Annotated in this window: 23 protein-coding genes; 10 read left to right on the top strand and 13 right to left on the bottom strand. The window is 69.3% G+C overall.

All coding sequences use genetic code 11. From position 1 onward, the window contains the following. The first annotated feature begins 150 nt into the window (after nucleotides 1-150). Nucleotides 151-3,834: a multifunctional oxoglutarate decarboxylase/oxoglutarate dehydrogenase thiamine pyrophosphate-binding subunit/dihydrolipoyllysine-residue succinyltransferase subunit gene (locus tag PQV94_RS04535; protein ID WP_274287605.1), complete on the top strand. Its 3,684-nt coding sequence runs from the start codon at nucleotides 151-153 to the stop codon at nucleotides 3,832-3,834. 60 nt (nucleotides 3,835-3,894) lie between these two features. On the opposite strand, the gene PQV94_RS04530 is transcribed toward PQV94_RS04535, so the two are convergent. The 4 genes from PQV94_RS04530 to PQV94_RS04515 all read right to left on the bottom strand — a co-directional run bounded on the left by PQV94_RS04530 (nucleotide 3,895) and on the right by PQV94_RS04515 (nucleotide 8,597). After that, nucleotides 3,895-5,196, bottom strand: coding sequence for an alpha/beta hydrolase (locus tag PQV94_RS04530; RefSeq protein WP_274287604.1), 1,302 nt, complete (start codon nucleotides 5,194-5,196; stop codon nucleotides 3,895-3,897). Beyond that, nucleotides 5,193-7,682, bottom strand: a complete 2,490-nt coding sequence (locus PQV94_RS04525; protein WP_274287603.1) for a bifunctional lysylphosphatidylglycerol flippase/synthetase MprF — start codon at nucleotides 7,680-7,682, stop codon at nucleotides 5,193-5,195. The genes PQV94_RS04530 and PQV94_RS04525 overlap by 4 nt, the downstream gene beginning before the upstream one ends. Before the next feature lie 76 nt (nucleotides 7,683-7,758). Then, a complete protein-coding gene (locus PQV94_RS04520; protein WP_274287602.1) occupies nucleotides 7,759-8,004 on the bottom strand; it encodes a zf-HC2 domain-containing protein in 246 nt (81 codons plus the stop codon). Further along, nucleotides 8,001-8,597, bottom strand: coding sequence for a sigma-70 family RNA polymerase sigma factor (locus PQV94_RS04515; protein WP_192900669.1), 597 nt, complete (start codon nucleotides 8,595-8,597; stop codon nucleotides 8,001-8,003). The genes PQV94_RS04520 and PQV94_RS04515 overlap by 4 nt, the downstream gene beginning before the upstream one ends. Nucleotides 8,598-8,707: 110 nt before the next feature. Between PQV94_RS04515 and aroA the strand changes: the two genes are divergently transcribed. From aroA to bcp, 3 genes are read left to right on the top strand one after another with little or no spacing between them, the layout of a single operon-like run. After that, complete coding sequence (gene aroA / locus PQV94_RS04510; RefSeq protein ID WP_274287601.1) at nucleotides 8,708-10,039, top strand: 3-phosphoshikimate 1-carboxyvinyltransferase; 1,332 nt, start codon at nucleotides 8,708-8,710, stop codon at nucleotides 10,037-10,039. Further along, entirely contained in the window at nucleotides 10,036-11,079 is a 1,044-nt protein-coding gene (rsgA, locus tag PQV94_RS04505) for a ribosome small subunit-dependent GTPase A (RefSeq protein WP_274287600.1), read from the top strand. The genes aroA and rsgA overlap by 4 nt, the downstream gene beginning before the upstream one ends. Before the next feature lie 17 nt (nucleotides 11,080-11,096). After that, nucleotides 11,097-11,567, top strand: a complete 471-nt coding sequence (gene bcp, locus PQV94_RS04500; protein WP_274287599.1) for a thioredoxin-dependent thiol peroxidase — start codon at nucleotides 11,097-11,099, stop codon at nucleotides 11,565-11,567. A 3-nt stretch (nucleotides 11,568-11,570) separates the two neighbouring features. Here the strand turns inward: bcp and PQV94_RS04495 are convergent, their stop codons facing one another. Further along, nucleotides 11,571-11,960, bottom strand: coding sequence for a histidine kinase (locus tag PQV94_RS04495; protein ID WP_274287598.1), 390 nt, complete (start codon nucleotides 11,958-11,960; stop codon nucleotides 11,571-11,573). A gap of 245 nt (nucleotides 11,961-12,205) precedes the next feature. On the opposite strand from PQV94_RS04495, the gene PQV94_RS04490 reads away from it, so the two are divergent. Further along, a complete protein-coding gene (locus PQV94_RS04490) occupies nucleotides 12,206-12,454 on the top strand; it encodes a WhiB family transcriptional regulator (protein WP_121060093.1) in 249 nt (82 codons plus the stop codon). Nucleotides 12,455-12,529: 75 nt separating this feature from the next. Here PQV94_RS04490 and PQV94_RS04485 read toward each other — a convergent pair whose 3' ends face one another. Genes PQV94_RS04485 through PQV94_RS04475 form a run of 3 tightly spaced genes read right to left on the bottom strand, consistent with a single transcriptional unit; the run spans nucleotide 12,530 to nucleotide 15,936 of the window. After that, nucleotides 12,530-14,023, bottom strand: coding sequence for a sensor histidine kinase (locus PQV94_RS04485; protein WP_274287597.1), 1,494 nt, complete (start codon nucleotides 14,021-14,023; stop codon nucleotides 12,530-12,532). A gap of 9 nt (nucleotides 14,024-14,032) precedes the next feature. Beyond that, nucleotides 14,033-15,313 carry an AAA family ATPase gene (locus PQV94_RS04480; protein ID WP_274287596.1) on the bottom strand — a complete coding sequence of 427 codons (1,281 nt, stop codon included), beginning with the start codon at nucleotides 15,311-15,313 and terminating at the stop codon, nucleotides 14,033-14,035. Next, a complete protein-coding gene (locus PQV94_RS04475) occupies nucleotides 15,310-15,936 on the bottom strand; it encodes an SAF domain-containing protein (RefSeq protein ID WP_274287595.1) in 627 nt (208 codons plus the stop codon). The genes PQV94_RS04480 and PQV94_RS04475 overlap by 4 nt, the downstream gene beginning before the upstream one ends. 114 nt (nucleotides 15,937-16,050) lie before the next feature. On the opposite strand from PQV94_RS04475, the gene PQV94_RS04470 reads away from it, so the two are divergent. Further along, the gene (locus tag PQV94_RS04470; protein WP_274287594.1) at nucleotides 16,051-16,332 is read left to right on the top strand and encodes a helix-turn-helix domain-containing protein; all 282 of its coding nucleotides are present in this window, start codon (nucleotides 16,051-16,053) and stop codon (nucleotides 16,330-16,332) included. 5 nt (nucleotides 16,333-16,337) lie between these two features. On the opposite strand, the gene PQV94_RS04465 is transcribed toward PQV94_RS04470, so the two are convergent. Next, nucleotides 16,338-16,934, bottom strand: a complete 597-nt coding sequence (locus tag PQV94_RS04465) for a hypothetical protein (protein WP_274287593.1) — start codon at nucleotides 16,932-16,934, stop codon at nucleotides 16,338-16,340. A gap of 116 nt (nucleotides 16,935-17,050) precedes the next feature. Here PQV94_RS04465 and PQV94_RS04460 point away from each other — a divergent pair, with 116 nt between their 5' ends. Next, nucleotides 17,051-17,485, top strand: a complete 435-nt coding sequence (locus PQV94_RS04460) for an Rv3235 family protein (protein ID WP_243227037.1) — start codon at nucleotides 17,051-17,053, stop codon at nucleotides 17,483-17,485. A 65-nt stretch (nucleotides 17,486-17,550) separates the two neighbouring features. Here the strand turns inward: PQV94_RS04460 and PQV94_RS04455 are convergent, their stop codons facing one another. After that, the gene (locus PQV94_RS04455) at nucleotides 17,551-18,777 is read right to left on the bottom strand and encodes a pyridoxal phosphate-dependent aminotransferase (RefSeq protein ID WP_274287592.1); all 1,227 of its coding nucleotides are present in this window, start codon (nucleotides 18,775-18,777) and stop codon (nucleotides 17,551-17,553) included. A 140-nt stretch (nucleotides 18,778-18,917) separates the two neighbouring features. On the opposite strand from PQV94_RS04455, the gene PQV94_RS04450 reads away from it, so the two are divergent. Further along, entirely contained in the window at nucleotides 18,918-19,376 is a 459-nt protein-coding gene (locus PQV94_RS04450; RefSeq protein WP_243227036.1) for an Lrp/AsnC family transcriptional regulator, read from the top strand. 40 nt (nucleotides 19,377-19,416) lie between these two features. On the opposite strand, the gene secA is transcribed toward PQV94_RS04450, so the two are convergent. Beyond that, a complete protein-coding gene (gene secA / locus PQV94_RS04445) occupies nucleotides 19,417-22,203 on the bottom strand; it encodes a preprotein translocase subunit SecA (protein ID WP_274287591.1) in 2,787 nt (928 codons plus the stop codon). A gap of 220 nt (nucleotides 22,204-22,423) precedes the next feature. Between secA and PQV94_RS04440 the strand changes: the two genes are divergently transcribed. Continuing rightward, nucleotides 22,424-22,996, top strand: a complete 573-nt coding sequence (locus PQV94_RS04440; RefSeq protein ID WP_274287590.1) for a PadR family transcriptional regulator — start codon at nucleotides 22,424-22,426, stop codon at nucleotides 22,994-22,996. A 56-nt stretch (nucleotides 22,997-23,052) separates the two neighbouring features. Beyond that, entirely contained in the window at nucleotides 23,053-24,372 is a 1,320-nt protein-coding gene (locus PQV94_RS04435) for a hypothetical protein (protein WP_274287589.1), read from the top strand. 65 nt (nucleotides 24,373-24,437) lie between these two features. On the opposite strand, the gene hpf is transcribed toward PQV94_RS04435, so the two are convergent. Beyond that, a complete protein-coding gene (hpf, locus tag PQV94_RS04430; protein WP_274287588.1) occupies nucleotides 24,438-25,097 on the bottom strand; it encodes a ribosome hibernation-promoting factor, HPF/YfiA family in 660 nt (219 codons plus the stop codon). A 65-nt stretch (nucleotides 25,098-25,162) separates the two neighbouring features. Further along, nucleotides 25,163-25,807, bottom strand: coding sequence for a ComF family protein (locus tag PQV94_RS04425; RefSeq protein WP_274287587.1), 645 nt, complete (start codon nucleotides 25,805-25,807; stop codon nucleotides 25,163-25,165). Nucleotides 25,808-25,858: the final 51 nt, after the last annotated feature.

Raw genomic sequence — 25,858 nt, 5'->3', positions numbered from 1 at the left:
GAGCGTACGCCGCCCACACTCCGGCGAGGCTGTCAACCGCGACGCGCCGGGAGCGAACCCTCGGATACTCGACTAGGCTTGCGTGTCGTGCGTGTGGGCCCACGACGGCCCCGCATTGCGAATGAATCTCACGAAAGCGGGCGATCGAGAGTGTCGAGCCAGGTGACGGGCGTCGGAGTATCGAACGAAGGAGAGTTCGGAGCCAATGAATGGCTCGTCGAGGAACTCTACGAACAGTTCCTTGTCGACCGTAACTCGGTCGACAAGTCCTGGTGGCCGGTCTTGGAGGCCTACCACTCGCAGGCGGGATCGGGCGGCGCCGGTAAGGCCGCACCCGCGGCACCCGCCGCATCCGAGCCCCATCCGGTGACCGCACCGATCCCCGTGATCGGCTCGCAGCCGGTCGCGCGCACCACCGGCAAGCCCGCCAAGCCGCAGCCGATCCCGGCGCAGGCTCCCAAGGCCCAGCCCTCCGACCCCGCGGGCGAGGTGCAGGAAGACGTCGTCACGACCCTCAAGGGGATGACGAAGACCCTCGCCGCCAATATGGACGAGTCGCTGACGGTGCCCACGGCGACGAGCGTGCGCACCGTCCCGGCGAAGCTGATGATCGACAACCGCATCGTCATCAACAACCACATGTCCCGCACCCGCGGCGGCAAGGTGAGCTTCACGCACCTGATCGGCTGGGCGCTCATCCAGGCTCTGAAGGAGTTCCCGAGCCAGAACGTCTTCTACGCCGAGGTCGACGGCAAGCCCTCGGTCGTCGCTCCGGCCCACATCAACCTGGGCATCGCGATCGATCTTCCCAAGCCCGACGGCACGCGCGCGCTCATGGTGCCGTCGATCAAGCGCGCCGAGTCCCTCACGTTCAACGAGTTCCTCGCCTCGTACGAAGACCTCGTCAAGCGCGCCCGCACGAACAAGCTGACCGCGGCCGACTTCCAGGGCACCACGCTCTCGCTCACCAACCCGGGCGGTATCGGCACCGTGCACTCGGTGCCCCGCCTCATGAAGGGCCAGGGCTGCATCATCGGCGCGGGCGCCCTCGAGTACCCCGCCGAGTTCCAGGGCTCGAGCGAGAAGACCCTCGTCGAGCTCGGCATCGGCAAGACCATCACCCTCACGAGCACGTACGACCACCGCGTGATCCAGGGCGCCGGCTCCGGCGAGTTCCTCAAGAAGGTCCACGAGCTGCTGATCGGACAGCGCGACTTCTACGAGGGCATCTTCGCGGCGCTGCGCATCCCCTACGCCCCCATCCACTGGGCCAGCGACATCAACGTCGATCTGGCGGAGCGCATCGACAAGGGCGCGCGCGTTCAAGAGCTCATCAACTCGTACCGGGTGCGCGGCCATCTGATGGCCGACATCGACCCCCTCGAGTACGTGCAGCGCACGCACCCCGACCTCGAGATCGAGAGCCACGGGCTCACCTTCTGGGACCTCGACCGCGAGTTCGTGGTCGGAGGCTTCGGCGGCAAGCGCCAGATGAAGCTCCGCGACATCCTCGGCGTGCTGCGGGACTCCTACTGCCGCACGCTCGGCATCGAGTACATGCACATCCAGGATCCGGTGCAGCGCAAATGGTTCCAGGACAACGTCGAGGTCAAGTACCAGAAGCCCGGTCACGACGAGCAGCTGCGCATCCTCTCCAAGCTCAACCAGGCCGAAGCGTTCGAGACGTTCCTGCAGACCAAGTACGTCGGGCAGAAGCGCTTCAGCCTCGAGGGCAGCGAGTCGGTCATCCCGCTGCTCGACGAGATCCTGCAGGGCGCTGCCTCGGCTGGCCTCGACGGCGCCGCGATCGGCATGGCGCACCGCGGACGCCTGAACGTGCTGACCAACGTCGCCGGCAAGACGTACGGCCAGGTCTTCCGTGAGTTCGAGGGCACGAGCCTTCCCGGCAACAAGCGCGGCTCGGGCGACGTGAAGTACCACCTGGGCACCGAGGGCACGTTCCAGTCGGATGCGGGCACGGAGCTCCCGGTGATCCTCGCCGCGAACCCCTCGCACCTCGAGACCGTCGACGGTGTGCTCGAGGGCATCGTGCGCGCCAAGCAGGACCGCAAGCCCATCGGCACCTTCGCATGGCTGCCCATCCTCGTCCACGGCGACGCGGCCTTCGCAGGCCAGGGCGTCGTCGTGGAGACGCTGCAGATGTCGCAGCTGCGCGGATACCGCACGGGCGGCACCGTGCACGTCGTCATCAACAACCAGCTGGGCTTCACCACGCTGCCCGTCGACGGACGCACCTCGGTCTACGCCACGGATGTGGCCAAGACCATCCAGGCGCCCATCCTCCACGTGAACGGCGACGACCCGGAGGCCGTCGTGCGCGCAGCGGAACTGGCGTTCCGGTACCGCCAGGAGTTCCACCGCGACATCGTCATCGACCTCGTCAGCTACCGCCGCCGCGGCCACAACGAGGGCGACGACCCGTCGATGACGCAGCCGCTCATGACGAACCTCGTCGAGGCCAAGCGTTCCGTGCGCCGCCTCTACACGGAGTCTCTCGTCGGTCGCGGCGACATCACCGAAGAGGAGTACGAGCAGGCCAAGCGCGACTTCCAGGACCGCCTCGAGGTGGCCTTCGCGGAGACGCACGAGGCCGAGACCGGCACTCACCCGGTCGTCACCGAGAGCGTCGAGGTCGAGCGCGCCGTCGGCGAGCCCGAGACCACGGGCGTGTCCACCGACGTCGTGCAGCTGATCGGCGACGCCTTCGTGAACAAGCCCGACGGCTTCACGGTGCACGCCAAGCTGCAGCAGCTGCTCGACAAGCGGCACACCATGAGCCGTTCGGGCGGTATCGACTGGGCGTTCGGCGAGCTGCTCGCGTTCGGCTCGCTCCTCGTCGAGGGAACGCCGGTGCGACTGGCCGGCCAGGACTCCCGTCGCGGCACCTTTGTGCAGCGCCACGCCGTCTTCCACGACCGCAATAACGGTCAGGAATGGCTGCCGCTGACCAACCTCAGCGAGGGCCAGGGTCGCTTCTTCGTCTACGACTCGCTGCTCAGCGAGTATGCGGCCGTCGCATTCGAATACGGCTACTCGGTGGAGCGGCCGGACGCGCTGGTGCTGTGGGAGGCGCAGTTCGGCGACTTCGCCAACGGCGCCCAGACCGTGATCGACACCTACCTCTCGTCTGCGGATCAGAAGTGGGGCCAGCAGTCGAGCGTCGTCCTGCTGCTCCCGCACGGCTATGAGGGCGCGGGCCCCGACCACTCGTCCGCGCGCATAGAGCGCTTCCTGCAGATGTGCGCGCAGGACAACATGACGGTCGCACGTCCGTCGACGCCCGCGTCCTACTTCCATCTGCTCCGCCGCCAGGCCTACGCCCAGCCGCGCCGCCCGCTGGTCGTGTTCACTCCCAAGGCCATGCTGCGTCTGCGCGACGCGGTCAGCCCCGTCGAGGCGTTCACGCAGGGCAAGTTCGAGCCGGTGCTGGACGACGAGCGCGGCGTCGACAAGAACGCCGTCACGCGGGTGCTGCTGCACGCCGGCAAGATCCATTGGGATCTGCGCTCTGAGCTGGACAAGAACCCCGACGACCGGGTGGCGCTGGTACGCCTCGAGCAGTACTACCCCGCACCGATCGACGAGCTGAACGCCGTCATCGACAGCTACCCGAACGCGGAGCTTGTGTGGGTCCAGGAGGAGCCCGAGAACCAGGGGGCGTGGCCGTTCATCGCCCTCGAGGTCGTCAAGCACCTGCACGACCGCACGATCCGCGTCGTCTCGCGCGCAGCATCCGCCTCCCCCGCGGCAGGCTCGGCGAAGATGCACCAGATCGAGCAGGCGGAACTCCTGCGCCGCGCGCTCACGTTCTGAGTCGGATCACGTGAAGGCGGGCCCCGGGATTCCGGGGCCCGCCTTCACGTGTGCAGAGCCTCACCCCGTGGCGGGCGCCGCGAGACCGAGACGGGGCGCCAGTGCGCCGATCGCGTAGTCGAGTCCCTTCTGAAGCACGGGCCCTGTGTGTCCCTCCCCCGGGATCGTCTCGGTCAGCACCGTGAAGCCGGCCGCCTGCGCACGCTGCGCGTTCTTCACCTGCCCCGGACCGAACTGCGCATCCTGCCCGCCGTGGGTGAACACGGCCACGTGGCCGGCATAGGCGCCGGCGTGGGCGGCGAGCAGGGATGCGGGACTCGCAGCGTCGAAGGCGGCGCGGTCGCCGCCGAACACCTCGGTCACGGTCTTGTCGACGTGCTCCGATCCCGGATACTCGTTGCCCGAGATGTCCATGAGGTTGCCCCATGTCTGCGGATTCGCTGCGCCGTAGGTCAACGCGCACGCGCCGCCGTTCGAGTACCCGCCGATGACCCAGTAGGCGGGGTCCTGGATGATGTTCAGGTGCTTCTCTGCGTATGCCGGAACATCGACGTTGAGGTAGGTCGAGACCTTGCCGTACTTCGTCGAATCGGCGCAGGCGGGGTCGACGTTGACGGAGCCCAGCTGGTCGGCGACGATCGCGATCGGCGCGAGCCCGTCGTGGGCCGCGGCGAAGGCATCGAGACTCTTGGCGAGCACCGTGGGGTCGGGGGTACCCGGCTGCCCCATCATGAAGACCAGGAGAGGCAGCTGCGGCGGATCTGCAACGAGCGCGGCCGGCGGCAGGTACAGCGCGGCGTCGCGAGCGACGAACCCCGTCGCGGGGATCTTCTGCTCGCCCGACAGCGCGCTCACTCGCCCCTTCGAGGGCATGTCGGCCGGCGGCTTCCAGGTCTCGTAGAGGGTGGCGGGGTCGCTGCGCACCGCTGTCGCCTGCGGCAGCGGAGCACTGTCGAGGGCCTGGATGCCCAGGATCGCCGCAAGGTTGCCGGTGAGCCCGTACTCGGCATTGACGCTCGCGCCGATGCCGAGCGCACCGGTGACGACAAGAAGCAGTGCGAGGATCCGCCGCCACCACGGCCGCAGCCCGATCGCGACCGCCCCCACCGCGATGGCCGAGATGCCCGCTGCGATCCACAGCGCGGCGTGACCCGGCAGCGGCCCCTGGAACACGTCCGCCGCTTCAAGGAGCAGAGCGCCCCCGTAGCCGATGATGCCACCCGCGACGGCGGCGATCAGCAGACGGCGGATGCGGCGCGGCGGCACGACGAACACCGCAACGGCCAGGACGACGACGAGGCTCCAGATCACCCAGCGCACGGGGCTGTTGATGAGCTCGAGCGTCAGCAGCCACTGGATCATCTGTCTCCTCCTCGAGCGGTGCGCAGCAGGGTCAGCACATCACGAACCGTCGCGTCGGGCAGGTATGCCCGACCGATCGCGGTGCCGATCCGTGGGAGATCGACCGGGTCGCCGTATGCCAGCCAGATCGTGCGATACCGAGGATGGAACTTCCGCTTGAACCGGAAGAGGGAGTCGAAACCGTACGCGGGTTCCAGGGTCTGGGCCAGCCAGCCCAGCACACCCGAGAGGATCGTCGTGTCGCCCGGCACCTCGGCATCGGGCTTGACCGCCATCGGAGCGCCCGAGAGACTCAGCTCCGCCACACCGTCGGCGGCGGCCTGCTGAGCCGCTCGCGCGATCGCGAACTCCATCAGTCCGTTGGGCCCGTCGGCACGACGCCGCATGAAATCGAGCGTCCATCCGCTCGGCACGCCGTCGCGCCACGACGGCATCCAACTCGTCACGACCTGGATGCGGTCGGCGTGATCGACAGCGAGCAGCAGCGCAACTTCCGGGTCGGTGATCTCCTCGAGCGTGCCCAGAGTGAACCCCATCTCCGGCAGAGCCTTGTCGGCGACCCATTGCTCGTCGATCTCGCGGATCTGCGAACGTTCGGCGGCGCTGAGATCGGCCCACCGCGTCCAGAACGCCGTCATGCCTTCGCGCTCTGCGCGGGTGACCGGCTGGCGCACCTTCTGCCACTGCTTGCCCTCGAGGGTGACCTCGGAGGCCGCCAGCACGGTCTCCTCACCCACGGAGACGTACTTCCAACCCATGTCATCGAAGACCGGCAGGGCATCGTCGTGGATGCTGTAGAACGCCGCCGTCCACCCCGACTCCGCGCAGAAGTCGACGAAGCCGCGAATCGCGCGCTCCTGCTCCCCCGCCGGTGTGAGGGGATCGCCGACTGCCAGGGCGACGTCGCCCACGAGGCGGTACGCGACGGCACAGGCGCGGTCGGCGCTGTACCAGTAGCTGGTGCCTCGCCAGGTCCCGAGGAACGAGAGGGTCCCGCCCCCGCGACGCAGCAGGTCGCGGTACAGGCGGGCATCGGCATCCTCGGGACGACGCACGCTGCGGTAGAGCCGCACGACAGCGAGGACGACGATCGCCCAGAACACGACCCCGACCCACTGGTAGATCCAGAGCGCCGCGCCGTGGCGCGGGAAGGGCGGCTGGCCGATCCCCTGCAAGAACGCGGGAGGGACGAACCGACGCCACGACTCGGCCACGATATCGCTGAGCGTCGGAGTCACATCGAACGACTGCCGCAGCAGGGTCTCGCTCGCCACGAAGACCGCACCGCAGGCCAGGAAGGCCACCAGCACCGTCGCGGCGAAGATTCGGGCGGCGTGACGGGTCGCGCGCACCGGGAACCGTCGGCGTACCGCGACGAGCGCGGACGCACTCGCGACGGGCACGCCGATCGAGGCGACCGCCCACAGCACGTACTCGAGTCCGGATCCGTCCGCCCAGGGCTCGATGGCGAGCTCGCCGCTGACGAGCGCGTAGAGGGCGAGGACCGCCAGCGCGGCCTGGACGCAGACGGCCAGGACCAGGCCCGCCCGGCGTCCGCGTCGAAGGCCGAGCGCTGCCACGATCAGCAGCGCCAGCGGCACGAGCGCGAGCAGCACGGGCCCGACACCGCGTGTGAGCACGAGCGCGAACTCGTGATCGCACACGGGCCGATAGCTCACCTCGCACCGTTCGACGAGGTGCTCGTCGTAGGCGAGGAAGGACGACGCCACCACCGAGAACGGACCCCGGCCGCCGCCGGCGATGACCGCGGCGAGCGGCCCGAGACCGGTGATCGCGACGAGCACCGACATGAGCGCGCGCACCTCGCGGGAGGAGGATCGATGCCAGTCCAACCGCGGCCTGCGCCGGGCCAGGAGCGAGCCCGCGGCGAGGCCCAGCAGGGCTGCGATCAACCGGTACCAGGAGTCGGCATCGCCCGCGTACAGTGCGAACATGACGACGGTCGCGAGCGCGACGAGCCTGATGCGCCGCCGCCAGAGCGCCGAGGCGAGCGCGGATGCGGCCAGCACCGCGGCGAAGATCCCCATCGATGGATCCAGCACGGGGTCGTTCGATTCGAGGGGACGCAGCTCATCCAGCCCCCACAGGGCGGCGTGCGCGAGCGCGCCGAGGAGGATCGACACGACCCCGCCCGACACGAAGACGATCGCGGATCGCAGGTGGCCCAGCTGCGACTCCGCGTAGGCGAACGCCGTGAGCGCGAGCAGGACGCTGAGAAAGACCTCGACCGTCGAGTCGGGCACGACCAGGGCGGTGACGACAGACCACCATCTGCCGTCGGCGAGCGCAGCCGCACCGCTGCCCCACATCGTCGCGTCCGCACCCCAGAGCGAGCCGGTGGCGACTGAGGCTGCCAGGACGAGCGCGGCGAGGCCCAGGGCGACGGGATGGCGCACCGCATATCGACGCAACTGCGCCGCCGTGATCACGTGGCGCCGGGTGCGCGACGAGCCCGCCTGTGACACGCGACCTCCCACGGACTCAGAGTGCCGCCGTCACCCTATCGATCAGGGTTGGTGCGCGGGAGCAGAACTCTGTGTGTCAGTGATGAGTCGCCTGTGCCGCGCGAAGCCGCTGCAGCACCTGATCGCGGAGCTGATCGGGTGCCGTCTCCTTGCACGCCCTGGCCACGACCTCGGTGAGCGTCGTCGCCACGAGCGCCTCGTCGCGACACTCCGCGCACGTCTCGAGGTGCTCGCGGATATCGCTGTGCTCGACGTGGCACATCTCGTTGCGCAGATACTCCTCGAGATCGCGTCGGGCCTTCTCGCAGCCACAGTCGGTCATTTCTTGCTCCTGGGTGCAGACGGGGCGATGCCCCGTTCCTTCGCGTAGTCGGCGAGCAGGTCACGAAGCATGCGCCGGCCGCGGTGCAGGCGGCTCATGACCGTGCCGATAGGGGTCTTCATGATGTCCGCGATCTCCTGGTAGGCGAAGCCCTCGACGTCGGCGAGGTACACCGCCAGCCGGAAGTCCTCGGGGATCGATTGCAGCGCCTCTTTCACGATCGACGCCGGCATGTGGTCGATCGCCTCCGCCTCGGCGGAGCGGGTGCTGGTGGCGGTGGTCGACTCCGCGCCGCCGAGCTGCCAGTCCTCGAGATCATCGATGGCGCCCTGGTAGGGCTCGCGCTGCTTCTTGCGGTACACGTTGATGTACGTGTTCGTCAGGATGCGGTAGAGCCACGCTTTGAGGTTGGTGCCCTGGGTGAACGTCGCCCACGAGGAGAACGCCTTGACGAAGGTTTCCTGCACGAGATCGGCTGCATCGGAGGGATTGCGCGTCATGCGCATCGCTGCCGCATACAGCTGGTCCATGAACGGCAACGCCTGCTCCTCGAACTGAGAGCGGGTGTCCACGGCAGAGCTGGTGTCGTCCATCGTGGGCAATCCTACGCGTTGCCCGCGAGCGACTTTCGGGCGCTCGAGCACGGCGTTCATGCGCGTCCTTCCTTCACCGTCGATCGGAACGGTTCAGTAGGGTGGAACCGATGAGCGACGAGCGCTATTCCCCCGATCTCGCCGGCTGGGCCGCACCGAGCGCGCTCGAGGCCGTGCGCGCGGTGGTCCAGGTGCCCGGCTCCAAGTCGCTGACCAACCGTGAACTCGTCCTGGCGGCGCTGGCCGACGGCCCCGGCATCCTGCGTGCGCCGTTGCACTCCGACGACTCGGCGCGGATGCTGGAGGCGCTCACCGCCCTCGGCGTGGGCATCGAGCGCATCGAGGGGTCGGGTCCCTTCGGCGACGACCTGAGGATCACGCCCCAAGCCGCCGCAGCACCGGCGGATGTCGTCGTGGACTGCGGCCAAGCGGGCACCGTGATGCGCTTCGTGACGCCGCTGGCAGGCTTCGCGCGGGGCGACGTGACCGTGACGGCCCACGAAAGCGCCCTGCACCGGCCGATGGGCGAGATGATCCGCACCCTCCGGGAGGTCGGTGTCGACATCGATGACGCCGGCACATGGTCCCTCCCCTTCCTCGTGCGCGGACGCGGGCATGTGCGCGGCGGCGAGGTCACGATCGATGCCAGCGCGTCGAGCCAGTTCGTCTCCGGCCTGCTGCTTTCGGCGGCGCGGTTCGACGTGGGGCTTCACCTGCGCCACGAGGGGGCGCGCCTGCCCTCGATCCCGCACATCGACATGACCGTGGAGTCCCTCGCGCACCGCGGCGTGCATGTGGAGCGCCCGGCACCGGGCGAGTGGATCGTGCCTCCCGGACCGATCCGCGCGAAGGACATCGCGATCGAGCCCGACCTCTCCAACGCAGCCCCGTTCCTCGCGGCGGCGCTGATCACCGGCGGCGAGGTGACCGTGGACGGCTGGCCCGCCCACTCCACGCAGCCGGGCGCTCAGCTGCCCGAGCTGCTGGCCGCCTTCGGCGCGCGAAGCAGCCGTCGACACGGAAGCCTGACCGTCACCGGCGGCGACGCCATCACCGGTGTCGATCTCGACCTCTCCGCCGTCGGTGAGCTCGCACCGACCCTCGTGGGGCTCGCTCTGCTGTCGGATGCACCGTCGACCTTCGTCGGCATCGGTCATCTGCGCGGGCACGAGACCGACCGGCTCGCCGCGCTCGTGCACAACGTCCGCGCCCTCGGCGGAGATGCGCAAGAGCTGGAGGACGGCATCCGCGTCACACCACGGCCTCTCACGGGCGGGCTGTGGCGTGCGTTCCACGATCACCGCATGGCCACCACCGGCGCACTCGTCGGGCTGGCCGTTCCAGGGGTCGTCGTCGACGACATCGGGACGACGGCCAAGACCATGCCCGAGTTCCCCGAGCTGTGGGCGCGGATGCTCGCGGGCACGGAGCCGTCCGGGTGAGCTGGCTGCCCCCGGACGACGACGAGGACGACCTCGCCTACGACGAGTCCACCTTCCGCGCTCGCCCGAACCCGAAGGCCAACAGACCGCGCACGAAACGCCGACCAGCCCACGCCGACGCACACATCGCGCGCGTCTTGGGCGTGGATCGGGGACGCTACCAGGTGCTCGTCGACGAGGACGAGCCCACCGAACGAGAGATCGTCGCCACGCGTGCGCGGGAGCTGCGCCGCACCCCCATCGTCACCGGCGACCGGGCACGCGTCGTGGGGGATGTGAGTGGCACCGAGGGAACGCTCTCGCGCATCGTCGGCATCGAGGATCGCACCACCCTGCTTCGACGCAGCGCCGATGACACCGACCAGGTGGAGCGCGTCGTGGTGGCCAACGCCGACCAGATGCTCGTCGTCGTGGCCGCCGCCGACCCCGAGCCGCGTGCACGCCTGGTCGACCGGTACCTCATCGCCGCGCTCGACGCCGGGATACGACCGCTTCTCGTGGTGACCAAGACCGACCTCGCCGACCCGGCGCCGTTCCTGTCGCACTTCGACGGCATCGATATCGAGGTCTTCACCAGCGCGCGAGGCGAGATGCCGGTCGAACGCATCGGCGCAGCCCTGATCGGTCACTCCACGGTCTTCGTCGGTCACTCGGGGGTCGGTAAGTCGACGCTCGTGAACGCGCTCGTGCCGGGCGCAGGGCGTGCGACAGGTCACGTCAACGAGGTCACCGGACGCGGACGCCACACCTCGAGCTCGACGGTGTCGCTGCGCTATCGGGGCGACGGGGGCTCGGGCTGGGTGATCGACACCCCCGGCGTGCGCTCCTTCGGCCTCGGCCACGTGGATCCCGCCAACATCCTGCGCGCCTTCACCGACCTGGCCACCGTCGCCGAGGACTGTCCCCGCGGCTGCACCCATCTGCCCGATGCTCCGGACTGCGCGATCATCGCCGCGGTCGCCGAGGGCAAGCTCGGCCCGAGCGGCGCGGCACGCCTGGACTCGCTGCAGCGGTTGCTGACCACGTTCGGCGGCCGCTGAGCGCCTACGCTGGAATCATGACTCAGCTGCAGCCCGGCGACATCGCCCCCGACTTCACGCTCCACGATCAGGACGGCACGGCCGTCTCGTTGCAGGAGTTCCGCGGCCGCCCCGTCATCCTCTACTTCTACCCCGCCGCGATGACGCCGGGATGCACGACGCAGGCATGCGACTTCCGCGACAGCCTCTCCTCGCTGACGGCTGCCGGATACACGGTGCTCGGTGTCTCCCGCGACTCGTCGGAGAAGCTTCGGTCGTTCCGCGAGCGCGACGGCCTCACGTTCCCGCTGCTGTCCGACCCCGATCACGCCGTACACGACGCCTACGGCGCGTGGGGCGAGAAGACGAACTACGGCAAGACCGTCGAAGGCGTGCTCCGCTCGACGTTCGTGATCGACGCGGACGGCCGCATCGAGCAGGCGCTGTACAACGTGAAGGCCACCGGCCACGTGGCGCGGCTGCGCAAGCTCCTCGGCATCGAGGGCTGAGGATCAGTCCTCGCGCCGGGCGCTGTGAGCACCCCGGCGCGCCGCCGAGATCAGCAGCACCAGCACGATCAGCGCCGGAACGCCCAGCTGCAGACCATTGAGCGGGTGTCCGTACGTCCCGGTCACCGCGCCGATGGCAACCGCCAGCACCAGCAGCTGCACCACGATGCCGCCCGAGCGACCGCCCGATCTGCCGCGTGCGGCGGCCACGCCGAAAGCCACCACGAGCGCGGCCCCCACCAGGGTCAGAACGATCAGGGCGATGGCCGTCGCCTGGGATGCGGTGTCTCCCTGCCAGAGCGCGATGAGCTGCCAGAGCGCGAGCCCCGCGAGCGCGACACCCTCGAGGACCACCAGACCGCCCGCTACCAGGCTCAGCAGGTCGTTGCGCATGGCATCTCCGGAGTTGTGGGATTGGACAGTATTCGGACGCATGAAGTTGGTGACGGGACACAAAACAACCGGTGAACCCTTGATTCACCCTGGGCACTGTGGAACCATTGACGACGTCGTGTGCTCCCACAGCGGCGTGGGGCGAGCTGAAGCTCGCACATCACACAGGGTACCGGACCCCGATCCGGGCTCTTTCACAACCCACCCGTTCTCACCTTTTTCCGACGCCTGAGGAGCAACATCACATGGATTGGCGCGACAAATCAGCCTGCCTGACCGTAGACCCGGAGCTGTTCTTCCCGGTCGGCAACACCGGTCCGGCGGTCGACCAGATCGAAAAGGCCAAGTCCGTGTGCGCACGCTGCACCGTCACCGAGATCTGCCTGCAGTACGCCCTCGAGACCGGCCAGGACTCGGGCGTGTGGGGCGGCCTCTCCGAGGATGAGCGTCGTGCCCTCAAGCGCCGCGCCGCGCGCGCCCGTCGCGCCTCCTGAGCGCTCCGACACCCGTCAGACTCCGCATCCGCCGTTCCGGCGCCCACGGCGCCAGGTGCGGCGGATGCGTCGTTCTCAGAGCTCGCCGCGGTCGATGTAGCGAAGCGGGATGTCGATCGTGACCTCGGTGCCCCGGCCCATGATCGTGTGCCAGTCGATCGTTCCGCCCAGCTCCCCCTGAATCAGGGTGCGCACGATCTGTGTCCCCAGGCCCCGGCCCACCTGGCCTTCGGGCAGGCCCACCCCGGTGTCACGGACGCGCACCTCCAGGTTGTCCTCGGAGCGCTCGGCGGCGATCTCGACCTCGCCCTCTTGACCCGCGAGCCCGTGCTCGACGGCGTTGGTGACGAGTTCGGTCAGAGCGAGCGCCAGCGGAGTCGCGTATTCGCTGGGCAGCGTCCCGAACGAGCCGGTCTTGCGCGTGCGAGCACGCGTCGTCGGTGCGGCGGCCACCTCGGCGACGAGCTTCAGGACGCGTGAGAACACCTCGTCGAAGTCGACGTTCTGGGTCAGTCCCTCCGAGAGGGTGTCATGCACCACGGCGATCGCGGACACTCGCCGCGTCGCGTGGGTGAGCGCGTCGCGCGCCTCATCCGAGTGTGTGCGACGAGCCTGGATCCGCAGGAGCGAGGCGACGGTCTGCAGGTTGTTCTTGACCCGGTGATGGATCTCGCGGATCGTCGCGTCCTTGGTGATCAGCTCCTGATCCCGGTGGCGGAGCTCCGTCACGTCGCGGCACAGCACGATCGCGCCGATGCGGTTGCCGTGGTCGCGCAGCGGAATGGCGCGCAGCGCCACGGTGACGCCCCTGGCCTCGATGTCCACCCGCCACGGAGCCCGGCCGGTGGCGACGACGGGCAGGGACTCGTCGAACTGCCGCTTCTCGGGGAGGATCTGCGTGATGACCTCCACGAGTGGCTCACCCTCGAGCTCGTCCTCGAATCCCATCCGGTAGAAGGCCGACAGCGCGTTGGGGCTCGCGAACGTGGTGAGCCCGTCCACGTCGATCCGGATGAGGCCGTCCGATGCGCGCGGTGCGCCCCGGCGTGGCGACGCGGGTGCGGCGACGTCGGGGAACTCCCCCGTCGCCACCATCCCGAACAGGTCGTCGGCGCAGTCGTTGAAGGTGATCTGCTGACGGGAAGGCGTGCGGGCCTCACCCAGGTTCGTGTGGCGGGTCAGCACGCCGAGGATGCGGGCCGGCGAGTCGGCCCCGGCGCGAGCGCGGACCACGGGGACGGCGCGCACGCGGGTGGGAGTCTCCTCGAACCAGTCCGGCGACGCGGAGTCGACGATCCGGCCGGTGGTGAAGGCCTCACGCACCTGGGCGCGCCACTGCGGCCGCACACGGTCGCCCACGATATCGCGGTAGAAGAGGGTCGCCGCGCCGGAGGGACGCGTATGCGCGACGGCGATGAAGGAGTCGTCCTCGGTGGGAACCCACAGCACGATGTCCGCGAAGGCGAGATCCGCGAGGAGCTGTCCGTCCCCGGCGAGCCGGTGCAGCCACTCCACATCGGCGGGATCGGAGAAGCCGTGCGCGTAGACGAGATCGCTGAGGGTCGACACCCCTCCACCCTATGCGGAGGCGACCAGTCGCTCGTGCGGACTCCGGCTGCCGCGGCGCTCGCGCCGGCCGGCTGCGAGCGGAACCGGCGGAAGCAGCGCCTCCCCGACGATGCGCCGAATGGCGGACACCATCGCGGATCTCCCCGCCACCTCCGCGGCGGGCCGGGCGGCGAGCATCGCCGCATCCGCCGCCCTGCGATCCTCGGGCACGAACCACATGTCGCGGATGTCCGCATAGCGCTCGAGCGTTCGACGGAGTTGTCCACGCGCGTCGATTCCTACTCCGCCGCGACGGAGCCGGTTCACGACGACGGTCAACGGCGTCGTCGCGATGACCGCACGCAACTCCCCCACCGAGCGCAGGAAGCGCGCGACGGAGACCGGGTCGGCGGCCAGGACCGCCACGACGTGATCCGAGGTCTCGAGCGCGGCCAGCGTCGCGGCGTTGCGGCGGGGGCCCGCGATCACGTCGCTCACGATCTCCTCGTCCCGCTCCAAGGATGCGGCGACGTCGACCACGGTGTGCTCGGCCCATCCGGCGCAGGCGGTGAGCGCGGCACGCACGCGCTTCTCGCTGAGCTCGGGCCACCTCGACGGCCGGTTGATGCCGGTGAGCACGTCGACGTCGGCGCCTCCGAGTGGCACGGAGATGCGCTGGAGCTCGACCTCGTCCAAAGCATTCAGCTCGGCCTGGCGGCATGCGACCGCGAAGCCGGGCCCCTCGTCGGGAAGCCCCAGAGCAATGGCCAGCGAGGGCGCATGGGCGTCTGCGTCGACGAGGGCGACGTGGCGACCTCCGCGGGAGAGCTCGGTGGCGAGGCCGACGGCGACGGTGGATCGCCCCGGGGCGCCGTGCGGCCCCCAGACGGCGATCAGGCGGGGACCTGTGACGGCGGGCCGAGCGGTGCGCGACGACGCGGACGCGGTGGCGAGCGCGACCGCCACCTCTCGCGCCGATCCGGTTGCAGGAATGGGAGCGGCGAGTCCGAAGGCTGCGGCCAGACGCGCGCCGGCAGCATCGTCGCCGAGCGGCAGGACGCGCACGCCACGGGCATCTGCGAAGGCGACGGTGTGAGCCGTGAGCTGATCGACGCGCGCAGCGACCACCAGGCTGTCGGCGCCGGTGAGAAGCGCGTCGAGTTCCGCATCCGGCCGAAGGCCCGACGCGACGGTCGCGGCGAATCGCTCCGGAGGGTGGATCGCCACGTCGGCTGCGCCCTCCAACAGCAGCTGCTCACGCAGCGCAAGCGCCGCAGACTGCGGGAGCACGAGCACCGCGCGCGAGATCACGACGCCCCCTGCGCGGGCACCACCGAGAGCGTCGCCTCACCCGCCAGCGCCGCGAGCACATCCGCCACGGACTCCCGGGGAACGACGAGCTCGATGGAGGGCGCGTTAGTCGCCATGACGGAGTCGCTGCTCGCCAGCGCCGCGACCGCCGCGTCCGCGACCAGGATGCGGGGAGCCTGTCGCACGCCCTGGTCGTCGAGTGGGGCGGCCCAGACCTCCACGGGTGTGCCGACGTCGATGGAGGCGGGAATCGCGGTGCTGCTGGGGACGACGATCGTGGTGGTGCGGACGTCGGAGGCTTCACCCACCGCAGCGGCGGGGATGAGCTCGCCGGCGGGGATCGTGCGAGTCGCCACGGCATCGGCGGGCAGTGTGTCCCCGGATGCGTAGGCGCCCTCCAGCGAGCCCAGCGCGACGTCGACGACGCGCAGCTCCGAGGGCGAGATGCTCTCACCGGGGACGATGGTTCGCGTGGCGGCGTAGACGGGGACCGTCTGACGCGACGATGCGACGACGAACCAGACGCCCGCGATCGAGACGAGGACGAGCACGACTCCGATCAGGAAGCGCGCGTCCGCCCACAGTGCGCGGGGACGCTGGCGGGGCGTGACCTGAGCTGTCATGGCGTACATGCTGACCGAGGCCACGTCCGGTCGTCGGATCTTATCCACAGCGCGCTTATCCACATCACGCGTCACCGCGCCGAGGTGTCGGAACGGCACCGCATAATTGAGGGCATGCCCGACACGACCCCGCCCGAGGGCCGCCTCCTCGCCCCGGCATCCGTTGCCGAGGCGCTGTCGGTGTCGGTCGACGAGGTCATCGCACTGGTGATGGAGGGAAGGCTGCGCGGCATGCGCGTGGGCGAGAGCCGTCAGTGGCGCATCGAGGAGGCGAGCGTCTCGGATTACCTCGACGACGAGGCCGAGGAGGCTCGCCGGATGGCGCTGTGGCGGCAGTCCAACGCGGCCAGCTTTCCGGAGCTCTGGGGGCACGGTCGGGTCCGTAATCCCGACTGAGAGCCTCACAGCACGTCGGCGCCCTCCCAGCGCACCCACGACAGCGCGGCGAACGGGACGAGCCGGTACCCGCGGACGCTCGCCGAGCGACGCGGCTCGTCGATGTCGTGCAGCGCGAGATCCAGGTGGTCCGCGCCGGCACGGTCGATCGTGCCCGACACGGCCCGCGTTCCCACCTGCATCGTGACCGGCACACGCCGACGCGCGAGATCGCGCAGGACGAACCCGATTCCCATGCGCTCCGAGACCCCGACCCGCGGCGAAGGATGCGGTCGCGCCGCGCGAAGCAGATCACCCTCCCCCACTCCTACGGCCGCGACCGCCGACATCGGGACCAGGACGCTGCGCCGCTGCGTCTCGAGCCCCATCCAATCGGCGCCGACGGCGGTCAGGACCCCGGTGAGTGGGTCGGCGGCCACGAGGTCGACCCCGAGGTCGGGACGCTGGGTCTCATCCGCGTGTGCGAGCACGAGGAGCCTCTCGCGCAGTGTGACGCGTGAGAGTCGCAGCCGTTCGGCCTCCGTATCCAGGACCGCGCGCTCCGCTTCCCACTCGGCATCGAACTGCCCCTGCAGGTCTTCGAAGAAGCGTTCCCAGCGCACGCCGCGAGATTAGACCGATACCCCCGCAATCATGAGAAGTTTTCCACAAACCGTTTCTGACCTGGCCGAACTGCTCTACTGATCCCGCTCAGGATCCCCGTTCATGTGAGGCCCAGATGGTTCAGATCGCCACCGGCGCGACGCGCCCCGAACGCAGCTTCATGCGCTTGTCCGCGGACTTCTTCGCGCCGCAGCCGACATCCTCGTCCGAGCTGCCCGATCCGGTGCCGTTGGTGCGCAATCTCACCAACGGCGTGCTCGAGGCGCTCGCGGGTGTCCGCGACATCGATCAGCTCGCGCGGTGGATGACCGAGGACACCTATCGCGCGCTTCTCACGCGCGTCAACCTCGCCACCCGTGCCCGCAGCGCGCGCGGCGTCGCCGCCGCCCGCCCCGTGCACTCCATCCTGAGCGTGCACCACTCGGAGCCCGCCGACGGTGTCGTCGAGGCTGTCGTGGTCGTCGCCGGCCCCGCGCGCACCCGCGCGGTGGCCGTCCGCCTGGAGGGCATGGACCGGCGCTGGCGGGCCACGTCGCTCGCTCTCCTGTGAGAATGCTCTCATCGCCTGAGCCTCACTGACCGCCCGCCGCCCGCCGCGGATCGCCGACGAGCGGGCTACTGGCGGTAGGACGACAAGAAGTTGCCGAGCCGCTCGATGGCCTCCGCGATCACGCGGGCCTCGGGCAGCGTCACGATCCTCAGGTGATCGGGCGTCGGCCAGTTGAACCCGGTCCCCGGCACGAGCAGGATGTGCTCGGCCACGAGGAGGTCGTGCACGAGCTTCGCATCGTCGCGGATCTCATGCACCTCCGGATCCAGGCGCGGGAAGGCGTACAGCGCACCGGCGGGCTTGACGCAGGACACGCCGGGGATCGCCTCCAGACCCTCCCACGCCGCATCCCGCTGTTCGTGCAGGCGACCGGTCGGGGCGATCAACGCGTCGATCGACTGGACACCCGACAGCGCCGCCTGAACCGCGTGCTGTGCAGGGACATTCGGGCACAACCGCGTGGATGCGAGCAGGTTGATTCCCTCCAAGAAGCCTCGCGCGTGGTGACGAGGCCCCGTGATGACCATCCAGCCGCTGCGGTAGCCGGCCACGCGGTAGGTCTTGGACAAGCCGTTGAACGTGAGACAGAGCAGATCCGGCGCGAGCGTCGCGAGCGGGATGTGGCGAGCGCCGTCGAAGAGGATGCGGTCGTAGATCTCGTCTGCCAGCAGCAGGAGCGAGTGCTCACGCGCGAGCTCCACGATCTGAGTCAGCACCTCTCGCGTGTAGACGGCCCCGGTGGGGTTGTTGGGGTTGATGACGACGATCGCCTTGGTGCGATCGGTGATCTTGGAACGGATGTCCTCGATATCGGGCTGCCAGCCGTTCTGCTCGTCGCAGACGTAGTGCACCGGCGTTCCGCCGCCGAGGCTCGTCATCGCCGTCCACAGGGGGTAGTCCGGCGCGGGGATGAGAACCTCGTCACCCTCGTCGAGCAGCGCCTGCATCGTCATCGTGATCAGCTCGGAGACGCCGTTGCCGAGATACACGTCGTCGGGTGTGAAGGCCGGGAAGCCCGGCTCCTGCTCATACCGGTACACCACGGCGCGGCGCGCGGACATGATGCCCTTGCTCTCGCTGTAGCCGTGCGCGGAAGGGATCGCGTCGATCATGTCGCGAACGATCTGGAACGGCGCATCGAAGCCGAAGACCGCGGGGTTGCCCGTGTTGAGCTTGAGGATCGTGTGCCCCTCGGCCTCGAGCCGGTCGGCCTCCACCAGGGCCTCGCCGCGGATCTCGTAGAGGACATCCTTCAGCTTCCGGGACTGGTCGAGGGGGCGCAGCGAGCTCATCCGATCAGGATAGTCCGGGCGCGGGCGGGCCAATCCGCATCCGCTGGCACGACTGGCGGTTCCCGCACGTCATTCGACGGTTCTCACACAATCGCCGCCGATACGGTGAAGGGGTAACACCCCTTACCCGAAGGACTCCCATGGCCGCGCGCGATCACCTCGACGACACCTCCAAACGCATCATCGAACAGCTTCAGGAGAACGGGCGGCGCTCCTACGCCGAGATCGGCAAGGCCGTGGGGCTCAGCGAGGCCGCTGTACGACAGCGGGTGCAGCGACTGACGGATTCGGGGATCATGCAGGTCGTCGCCGTCACCGACCCCATGCGCCTCGGCTTCCACCGCCAGGCGCTGGTAGGTCTGCGCGTCAGCGGTGACAGCCGTGCCGTCGCCGCCGAGCTCGAGCAGATCTCCGCCGTCGACTACCTCGTACTCACCGCCGGCAGCTTCGACATCCTCATCGAGGTCGTCTGCGCCTCCGATCAGGATCTGGCCGACCTGCTGAACGCCCGCATCCGCACGATCCCGGGCGTCATCTCCTCCGAGACCTTCGTGTACCTCGAGGTGCGCAAGCAGTCCTTCGACTGGGGAACGCCCTGAACGAGCGAGCGCCCCGCATCCTGCGGGGCGCTCGCCGATCTCACTTCTTCTTCGCTCTGCGCTGCGCGCGGTTCTGCGCCTCGGGCTGGGGAGCCTCGGTGCGCTGGCCGAAGGCCCCGCGCGGGGCCTCTGCGGCGGGCGGCGCTGCGGCGGCGGGCGCAGCGGCCTGACGCGCGCGACCCGTGGCCGCCTTCTGGACCTGACCGCGGTCGTTGCGCACCTCGACGTCGCCGTCCTCTGTGGGGGCGCTGTACTCGAGGCGCTGGCCTTCGACCGAGGGGGCGACGAGTCCCTTGGCCTCCACCTCGGTGTGCTCACCGTCCGGACGCCGCACCTCGACCTCGAGGTTGAAGAGGAACCCGACGGACTCCTCCTTGATCTGCCCCATCATCGCCTGGAACATCTCGTATCCCTCGCGCTGATACTCGATGAGCGGATCACGCTGGGCCATCGCGCGAAGTCCGATGCCGTCCTTCAGGTAGTCCATCTCGTACAGGTGGTCGCGCCAGCGGCGGTCGAGAACCTGCAGCACCACGCGACGCTCGAGCTCGCGCATCGCCTGCTCGCCGAGCTGCTCCTCGCGCGCGGCGTACGCGATGGCCGCGTCGCTGCGCAGCTCCCGCTTGAGACCGGCGGGGGTCACTCGCCCCTTCTCGCCCGCTTCGGCGACGACCTCGTCGATCGTCACGCCCACGGGGTAGACCGTCTTGAGCTCGGTCCACAACGCATCGAAATCCCAGCTCTCGGTGTGCCCGCTGCCGGTGTGGTCGTCGACGATCGCGTCGATCGCGTCCTCGATGAACTTCGCGACGCGCTCCTGGATGTCGTCGCCGTGAAGGATCTGGCGGCGGTCCGTGTAGATCGCCTCACGCTGACGGTTGAGGACGTCGTCGTACTTCAGGACGTTCTTGCGCATCTCGGCGTTACGGGCCTCGACCTGGGCCTGCGCGCTCTTGATCGCGCGTGAGACCATCCCGGACTCGATCGCGACGTCATCGGGGAAGTTGGTGCGCGCGAGGATCGCTTCCGCGGCACCCGACTGGAACAGACGCATGAGGTCGTCGGTCAACGACAGGTAGAAACGGCTCTCACCGGGGTCGCCCTGGCGGCCCGAACGACCGCGCAACTGGTTGTCGATGCGCCGGGATTCGTGGCGCTCGGTGCCGAGCACGTAGAGACCGCCGGCCTCGACGACCTTCGCGGCCTCTGCCGCGACGGTGTCGCGCACCTGCTGGTAGACCTCATCCCACGCGGCCTCGTACTCCTCGGGAGTCTCGACCGGATCCAGGCCCTTGCTCTTCATCTCCTGCACCGCGAGGAACTCCGCGTTGCCGCCGAGCATGACGTCGGTGCCTCGACCGGCCATGTTGGTCGCGACCGTGACAGCGCCCAGGCGCCCGGCCCGGGCGACGATCTCCGCCTCTCGGGCGTGGTTCTTGGCGTTGAGGACCTCGTGCTTGACGCCCTTCTTGGCGAGCAGACGCGAGAGGTACTCGCTCTTCTCGACGCTCACCGTTCCCACGAGAACGGGCTGGCCCTTCTCGTGGCGAGCCGCGATGTCCTCGACGACCTGGGCGAACTTGGCCTGTTCGTTCTTGTAGACGAGGTCGGGCTGGTCCTTGCGGATCATCGGCTTGTTCGTCGGGATGGGGACCACACCGAGCTTGTAGGTCGACATGAACTCGGCCGCCTCGGTCTCGGCGGTACCGGTCATGCCGGAGAGCTTGTCGTAGAGCCGGAAGTAGTTCTGCAGCGTCACGGTGGCAAGCGTCTGATTCTCGGCCTTGACCGGGACGCCCTCCTTGGCCTCGATCGCCTGGTGGATGCCCTCGTTGTAGCGGCGTCCGACGAGGATTCGGCCGGTGTGCTCGTCGACGATCATGACCTCGTCGTTCATGACGACGTAGTCGGTATCGCGCTTAAAGAGCGCGAGGGCCTTGATCGAGTTGTTCAGGAACGAGATGAGGGGCGTATTGGCCGACTCGTACAGGTTGTCGATGCCGAGGTAGTCCTCGACCTTCTCGATGCCGGGCTCCAGCACACCGATCGTGCGCTTCTTCTCGTCCACCTCGTAGTCGATGCCCGCCTCGAGGGTGCGCGCGATCTTCGCGAACTCCGCGAACCAGCGGTTGGCCTCGCCCGAGGACGGCCCGGAGATGATGAGCGGCGTGCGAGCCTCGTCGATGAGGATCGAGTCGACCTCGTCGACGATGGCGAAGAAGTGGCCGCGCTGCACGAGGTCTTCCTTGCGCCATGCCATGTTGTCGCGCAGGTAGTCGAAGCCGAACTCGTTGTTCGTGCCGTAGGTGATGTCGGCGTTGTACTGCTCGCGGCGGACCTCGGGCGTCTGGCCGGACACGATGGTGCCGGTGGTCATCCCCAGCGCGCGATACACGCGACCCATCAGCTCGGCCTGATAGCTGGCGAGGAAGTCGTTCACGGTGATGACGTGCACGCCCTCGCCCGCGATGGCGTTCAGGTAGGCCGCGAAGGTCGCCGTCAGGGTCTTTCCTTCACCGGTCTTCATCTCGGCGATGTTGCCGAGGTGCAGCGCCGCGCCACCCATGATCTGGACGTCGTAGGGCCGCTGGCCGAGCGTGCGCTTGGCGGCCTCGCGGATCGCGGCGAAGGCTTCGGGCATGAGTTCGTCGAGCGTCTCGCCCGCCTGATAGCGCGCGCGCAGTTCCGCCGTCTCGCCGCGGAGCTCCTCGTCCGTGAGCTGCGTGTACTCCTCTTCGAGTGCGCCGACGGCTTTCACGACCTGCTGGAGGCGGCGGATGACGCGGCCTTCGCCGGCGCGGAGGAGTTTCTCGAGAGGGTTGGCCACGTGGCATCTCCATCTGTCGGGTGGGCGTGCTTCTGCCCAGTCGCGCCCGGAGTCCGGGCACACCGCCCCCATGTTATCCGTCTGTGACCTCTGAGAGCACGACGAACGACGGGTTCAAAGCCATTGCCCACCCAGCCACCGCCGCGCGGCGCGCCGTGAGGACGCCCCGGACGTTTCCGAGTATGCATATATGCGTCCCCCGCACCTCCGAAGGAGCCCCATGTCGGTCAGGCAGTCACTGCTCGCGATCCTCGCGCAGGGCGCGTGCTACGGCTACCAGCTGCGCGCCGAACTCGAGCGGCGCAGCGGGTCGGACTGGAGCGTCAACGTCGGGCAGATCTACAACACCCTCGATCGGCTCGAGCGCGACGGCCTCGTGGTCAAGGGCGCCGTCGATCCACAGGGCCACGTCTACTACGCCGCGACCGAGGCGGGCGTGGCGTCCGCCTCGGGATGGTTGCTGCGCCCCCTTCCGACGGCGAGCGGTGGGCGAGACGAGATCGCGACCAAGATCGCCCTGGCGGCGACCCTGCCCGGAGTCGATGCGGAAGCAGCGGCCCGCGCCGAACGGGATGCGGCCGCCGACCGGCTCGCGCGCGCACGCGAGGCCGCGGTCGAGGAGCACGACCTGGCGCGCTCGATCGCGCACGAGGCGCGCGTGGCGGGGGCGGAGGCGGAGCTGCGGTGGTTGGAGCGTGTCCTGGAGCGGCTGGCGGCCACCCCCGAAGCCTCCCGCGTCCAGCCGATCTCGCAGTCCCGCCCGCGCCGGGGACGCCCCGCGCGGATCGCGTGAACGTCCGATCCATCCACGCTGAGAACAGGCACATCCAGCGCGCCTAGGATCGAGCCATGGCCGGTTTCTGGGGTAAGCGCAAGCGCGAGCAGCAGGCCGAGATCGACGCGCAGGACGCGGATCTCGCCCGACGCGCACAGCAGAGTCTCGTCGCCGCGGACGAGCGCATCCGCGCGACGACGGAAGAGCTCGCCTTCGCAGAGGCGGAGCTCGGAGAGCGCTCGACGAAGGAGCTGCGCGAGGCGTTGCAGGCGGTGCGCACCCACCTCGGCGAGGCCTTCCAGCTGCATCAGCTCAATCACGACGAGATCCCCGACACGCCCGAGGAGCTGCGTACCCGCAACGCGCGCATCGTGCAGCTGTGCGAGTGGGCCGAGGACCTCCTCGACGACCGCACCTCCGCGCTGGCGGGCGCGGTCGCCCGCATCCGACAGGCGCCGCAGGTTCTCGCCGGTGTCCGAGCGGATGCAGAGAGGCTGCGCGAGCGCGTGCCCGGAGCGCGTGCGGTCGTCGAGCGTCTCCGCCAGCGCTACTCTCCCGCCGCTCTCAGTCAGATCGAGAACGCCCCCGCCGAAGCGGAACAGGTGCTGACATTCGCCGCTCACAGCGCAGAGGTGTCGGTGCGCCGTCGGGAGGCTCATCGCGCCGAGGAGGCCAACATGGCACTCGAAGCCGCGACGGAGGCCGTGCGACGGGCCGAATCCCTTCTGGACGGCGTCGAGGACTTCGAGATCGAGGCACTGCGCGCCGAGTCGACCCTCGCCGAGGTCATCGCGGACTCACGCGACGACATCATCCGCGCACGGTCGCTGCCGACCAACCCCGAGATCCAGCAGGCCATGATCGAACTGGAGCGGGCACTGGCAGCGCTCCCGCCGGCAGGCAGCCCCGCCGACCCCTTCACCCAGCTGTCGCAGCTGCGCACCGCGAACACGGCGCTGGACGAGGCGGTCGCCAAGGCGCGCCGCCGCGCCGAGCATCCCCTGCCGAGCCCCGCACAGGTGCGCCATGCGGTCGACGACGCCGAGCGCCAGATCGCTGTCGCCCGCAGTCTCATCAACGGGCACAGCGGTTGGATCGGCGCCGACGCTCGCACGCGTCTCGCCGAGGCGGAGCGCACCCGCCTCGAGATCGACGCCCTCCCCGACGAGGAGGATTCTCGCGAGAGCGCTCTGCAGCTCGCGCGCCGCAGCGGACAGCTCGCCAGCGATGCACTGCAGCTGGCCCAGCGCGATATCGACTCCTCCCGCCCGCGGCACGACGACTGGGGTGGCGGCTACGGCCGCGGCGGTCGCGGCGGCGGCATGGGCGATGCGATGGGCGGCATCCTGGGAGGTCTCGTCATCGGCGGCCTCTTGGGCGACATGTTCGACTGACGCTCTCGGTGACACCGCGAAGGGGCCGCCTCCGTGACGGAGGCGGCCCCTTTGCGTATCTGTCGTCAGGAGGCGACGCGTGCGGGCTGCGCGAGCGTGTCCAGGGCGATGACTCCGTAGTCCCATCCCTTGCGGCGGTACACGACACTCGGCTGGTCGGTGCGAGCGTCGATGAACAGGAAGAAGTCATGTCCGACCAGTTCCATCCGGTCGACGGCGTCCTCGACGCTCATCCACTCGGCGTCGAACTGCTTGGAGCGGATGACCACGGGCGTGTAGTCCTGCTCGTCCTCGGCCCCGGTCAGCACGGGCACCTCGCCCGTGGCGACGGCCTTGAGCACGTCGACGGATGCGGGCTGCACATCGATTCCGGCGATCTCGCCCGTGCCCTTCTCGTAGTGGGCCCCGCGCGGGTGGTTTCGGGCGTCGACGCGCTTGTCCTTGGCCCGGCGCACCTGCTCGCACAGTTTGTCGACGGCGAGGTCGAGGGCGGTGAACTTGTCGCCGTCGACCGCCTCAGCACGGATGACCGGCCCCTTGCCGGTGAGGGTCAACTCGACGGTGGAGTCCTCGTGAGCACCGTTTCGGTACGCCCGGTGGGTGACCTTCACCTCGAGCCCAGCGGCTCGGGGCGCGATGTTCTCTATGCGGCTGGACTTCTCGTCCACGACAGAGCGGAAACGGTCCGAGATGCCGACGCCCACGCCGACGATGTTGGTTTCCATCCTTGACCTCCTTGTTCCGGTCCACCCGGTCAAGGGCGGACCTTCGTCGCCTTGTCACCCCCACGCTAGCCCGGGTTCATGTCCGTGTCACGAACGAATCCGGAGCGCCGTGTATGAGCGACCGAAGCCACGCCTATGACATCGGCGCCCGCCTCCCGCAACGCTCGCGCAGCCTCGCCGACACTCGCTCCCGTCGTCACGACGTCATCGACGATGACGACGCGTCGGCCATCCAGGCGCCGCCGTGCGCTGAGGCTTCCCGCGACGTTGTGAGCCCGCTCGGCACGGCCGAGCTCGCGCTGATCCCGTGTGCTCCGGGTGCGGCGGAGCACCGCCAGCGCCGGGAGGCCGCTGCGAGCGAGGATCGCCTCCACCACGCGGTGTCCGCGTCGCCGGAACGCCGCGGCGGAGGTGGGCATGGGAACGAACACCGCCTCCGCATCGGGGACACCGGCCCGCGCAGTGGCGGCGAGCGCGGCGGAGAAGGGACGCACGAGCGAGGTGCGTCCTTCCTCCTTGAGAGCGCGCAGCGCCCGGGCCGGTCGATCGGCGAAGTCGAAGGCCGCGTGGACGACGAGACCGGACGCCAGCTCATGGCGCCGGGGCCTGGGCGAGGCCAGGATCCCGGCGCACGTCTCGCACAGCGCGGTGTCCCAGGCGCCGCACCCCGCGCAGTCGACGGGCAGGATGAGGGCGAGTGCGGCGATCACCTGACCACGGTGCCGCGCGCGAGGCATGGCCGCGTGCCTTCACGTCGCCGG

This window comes from Microbacterium sp. Clip185, from assembly GCF_028743715.1.
Lineage (GTDB): Bacteria > Actinomycetota > Actinomycetes > Actinomycetales > Microbacteriaceae > Microbacterium.
This window is presented reverse-complemented; position numbering and strand designations above follow the sequence as displayed.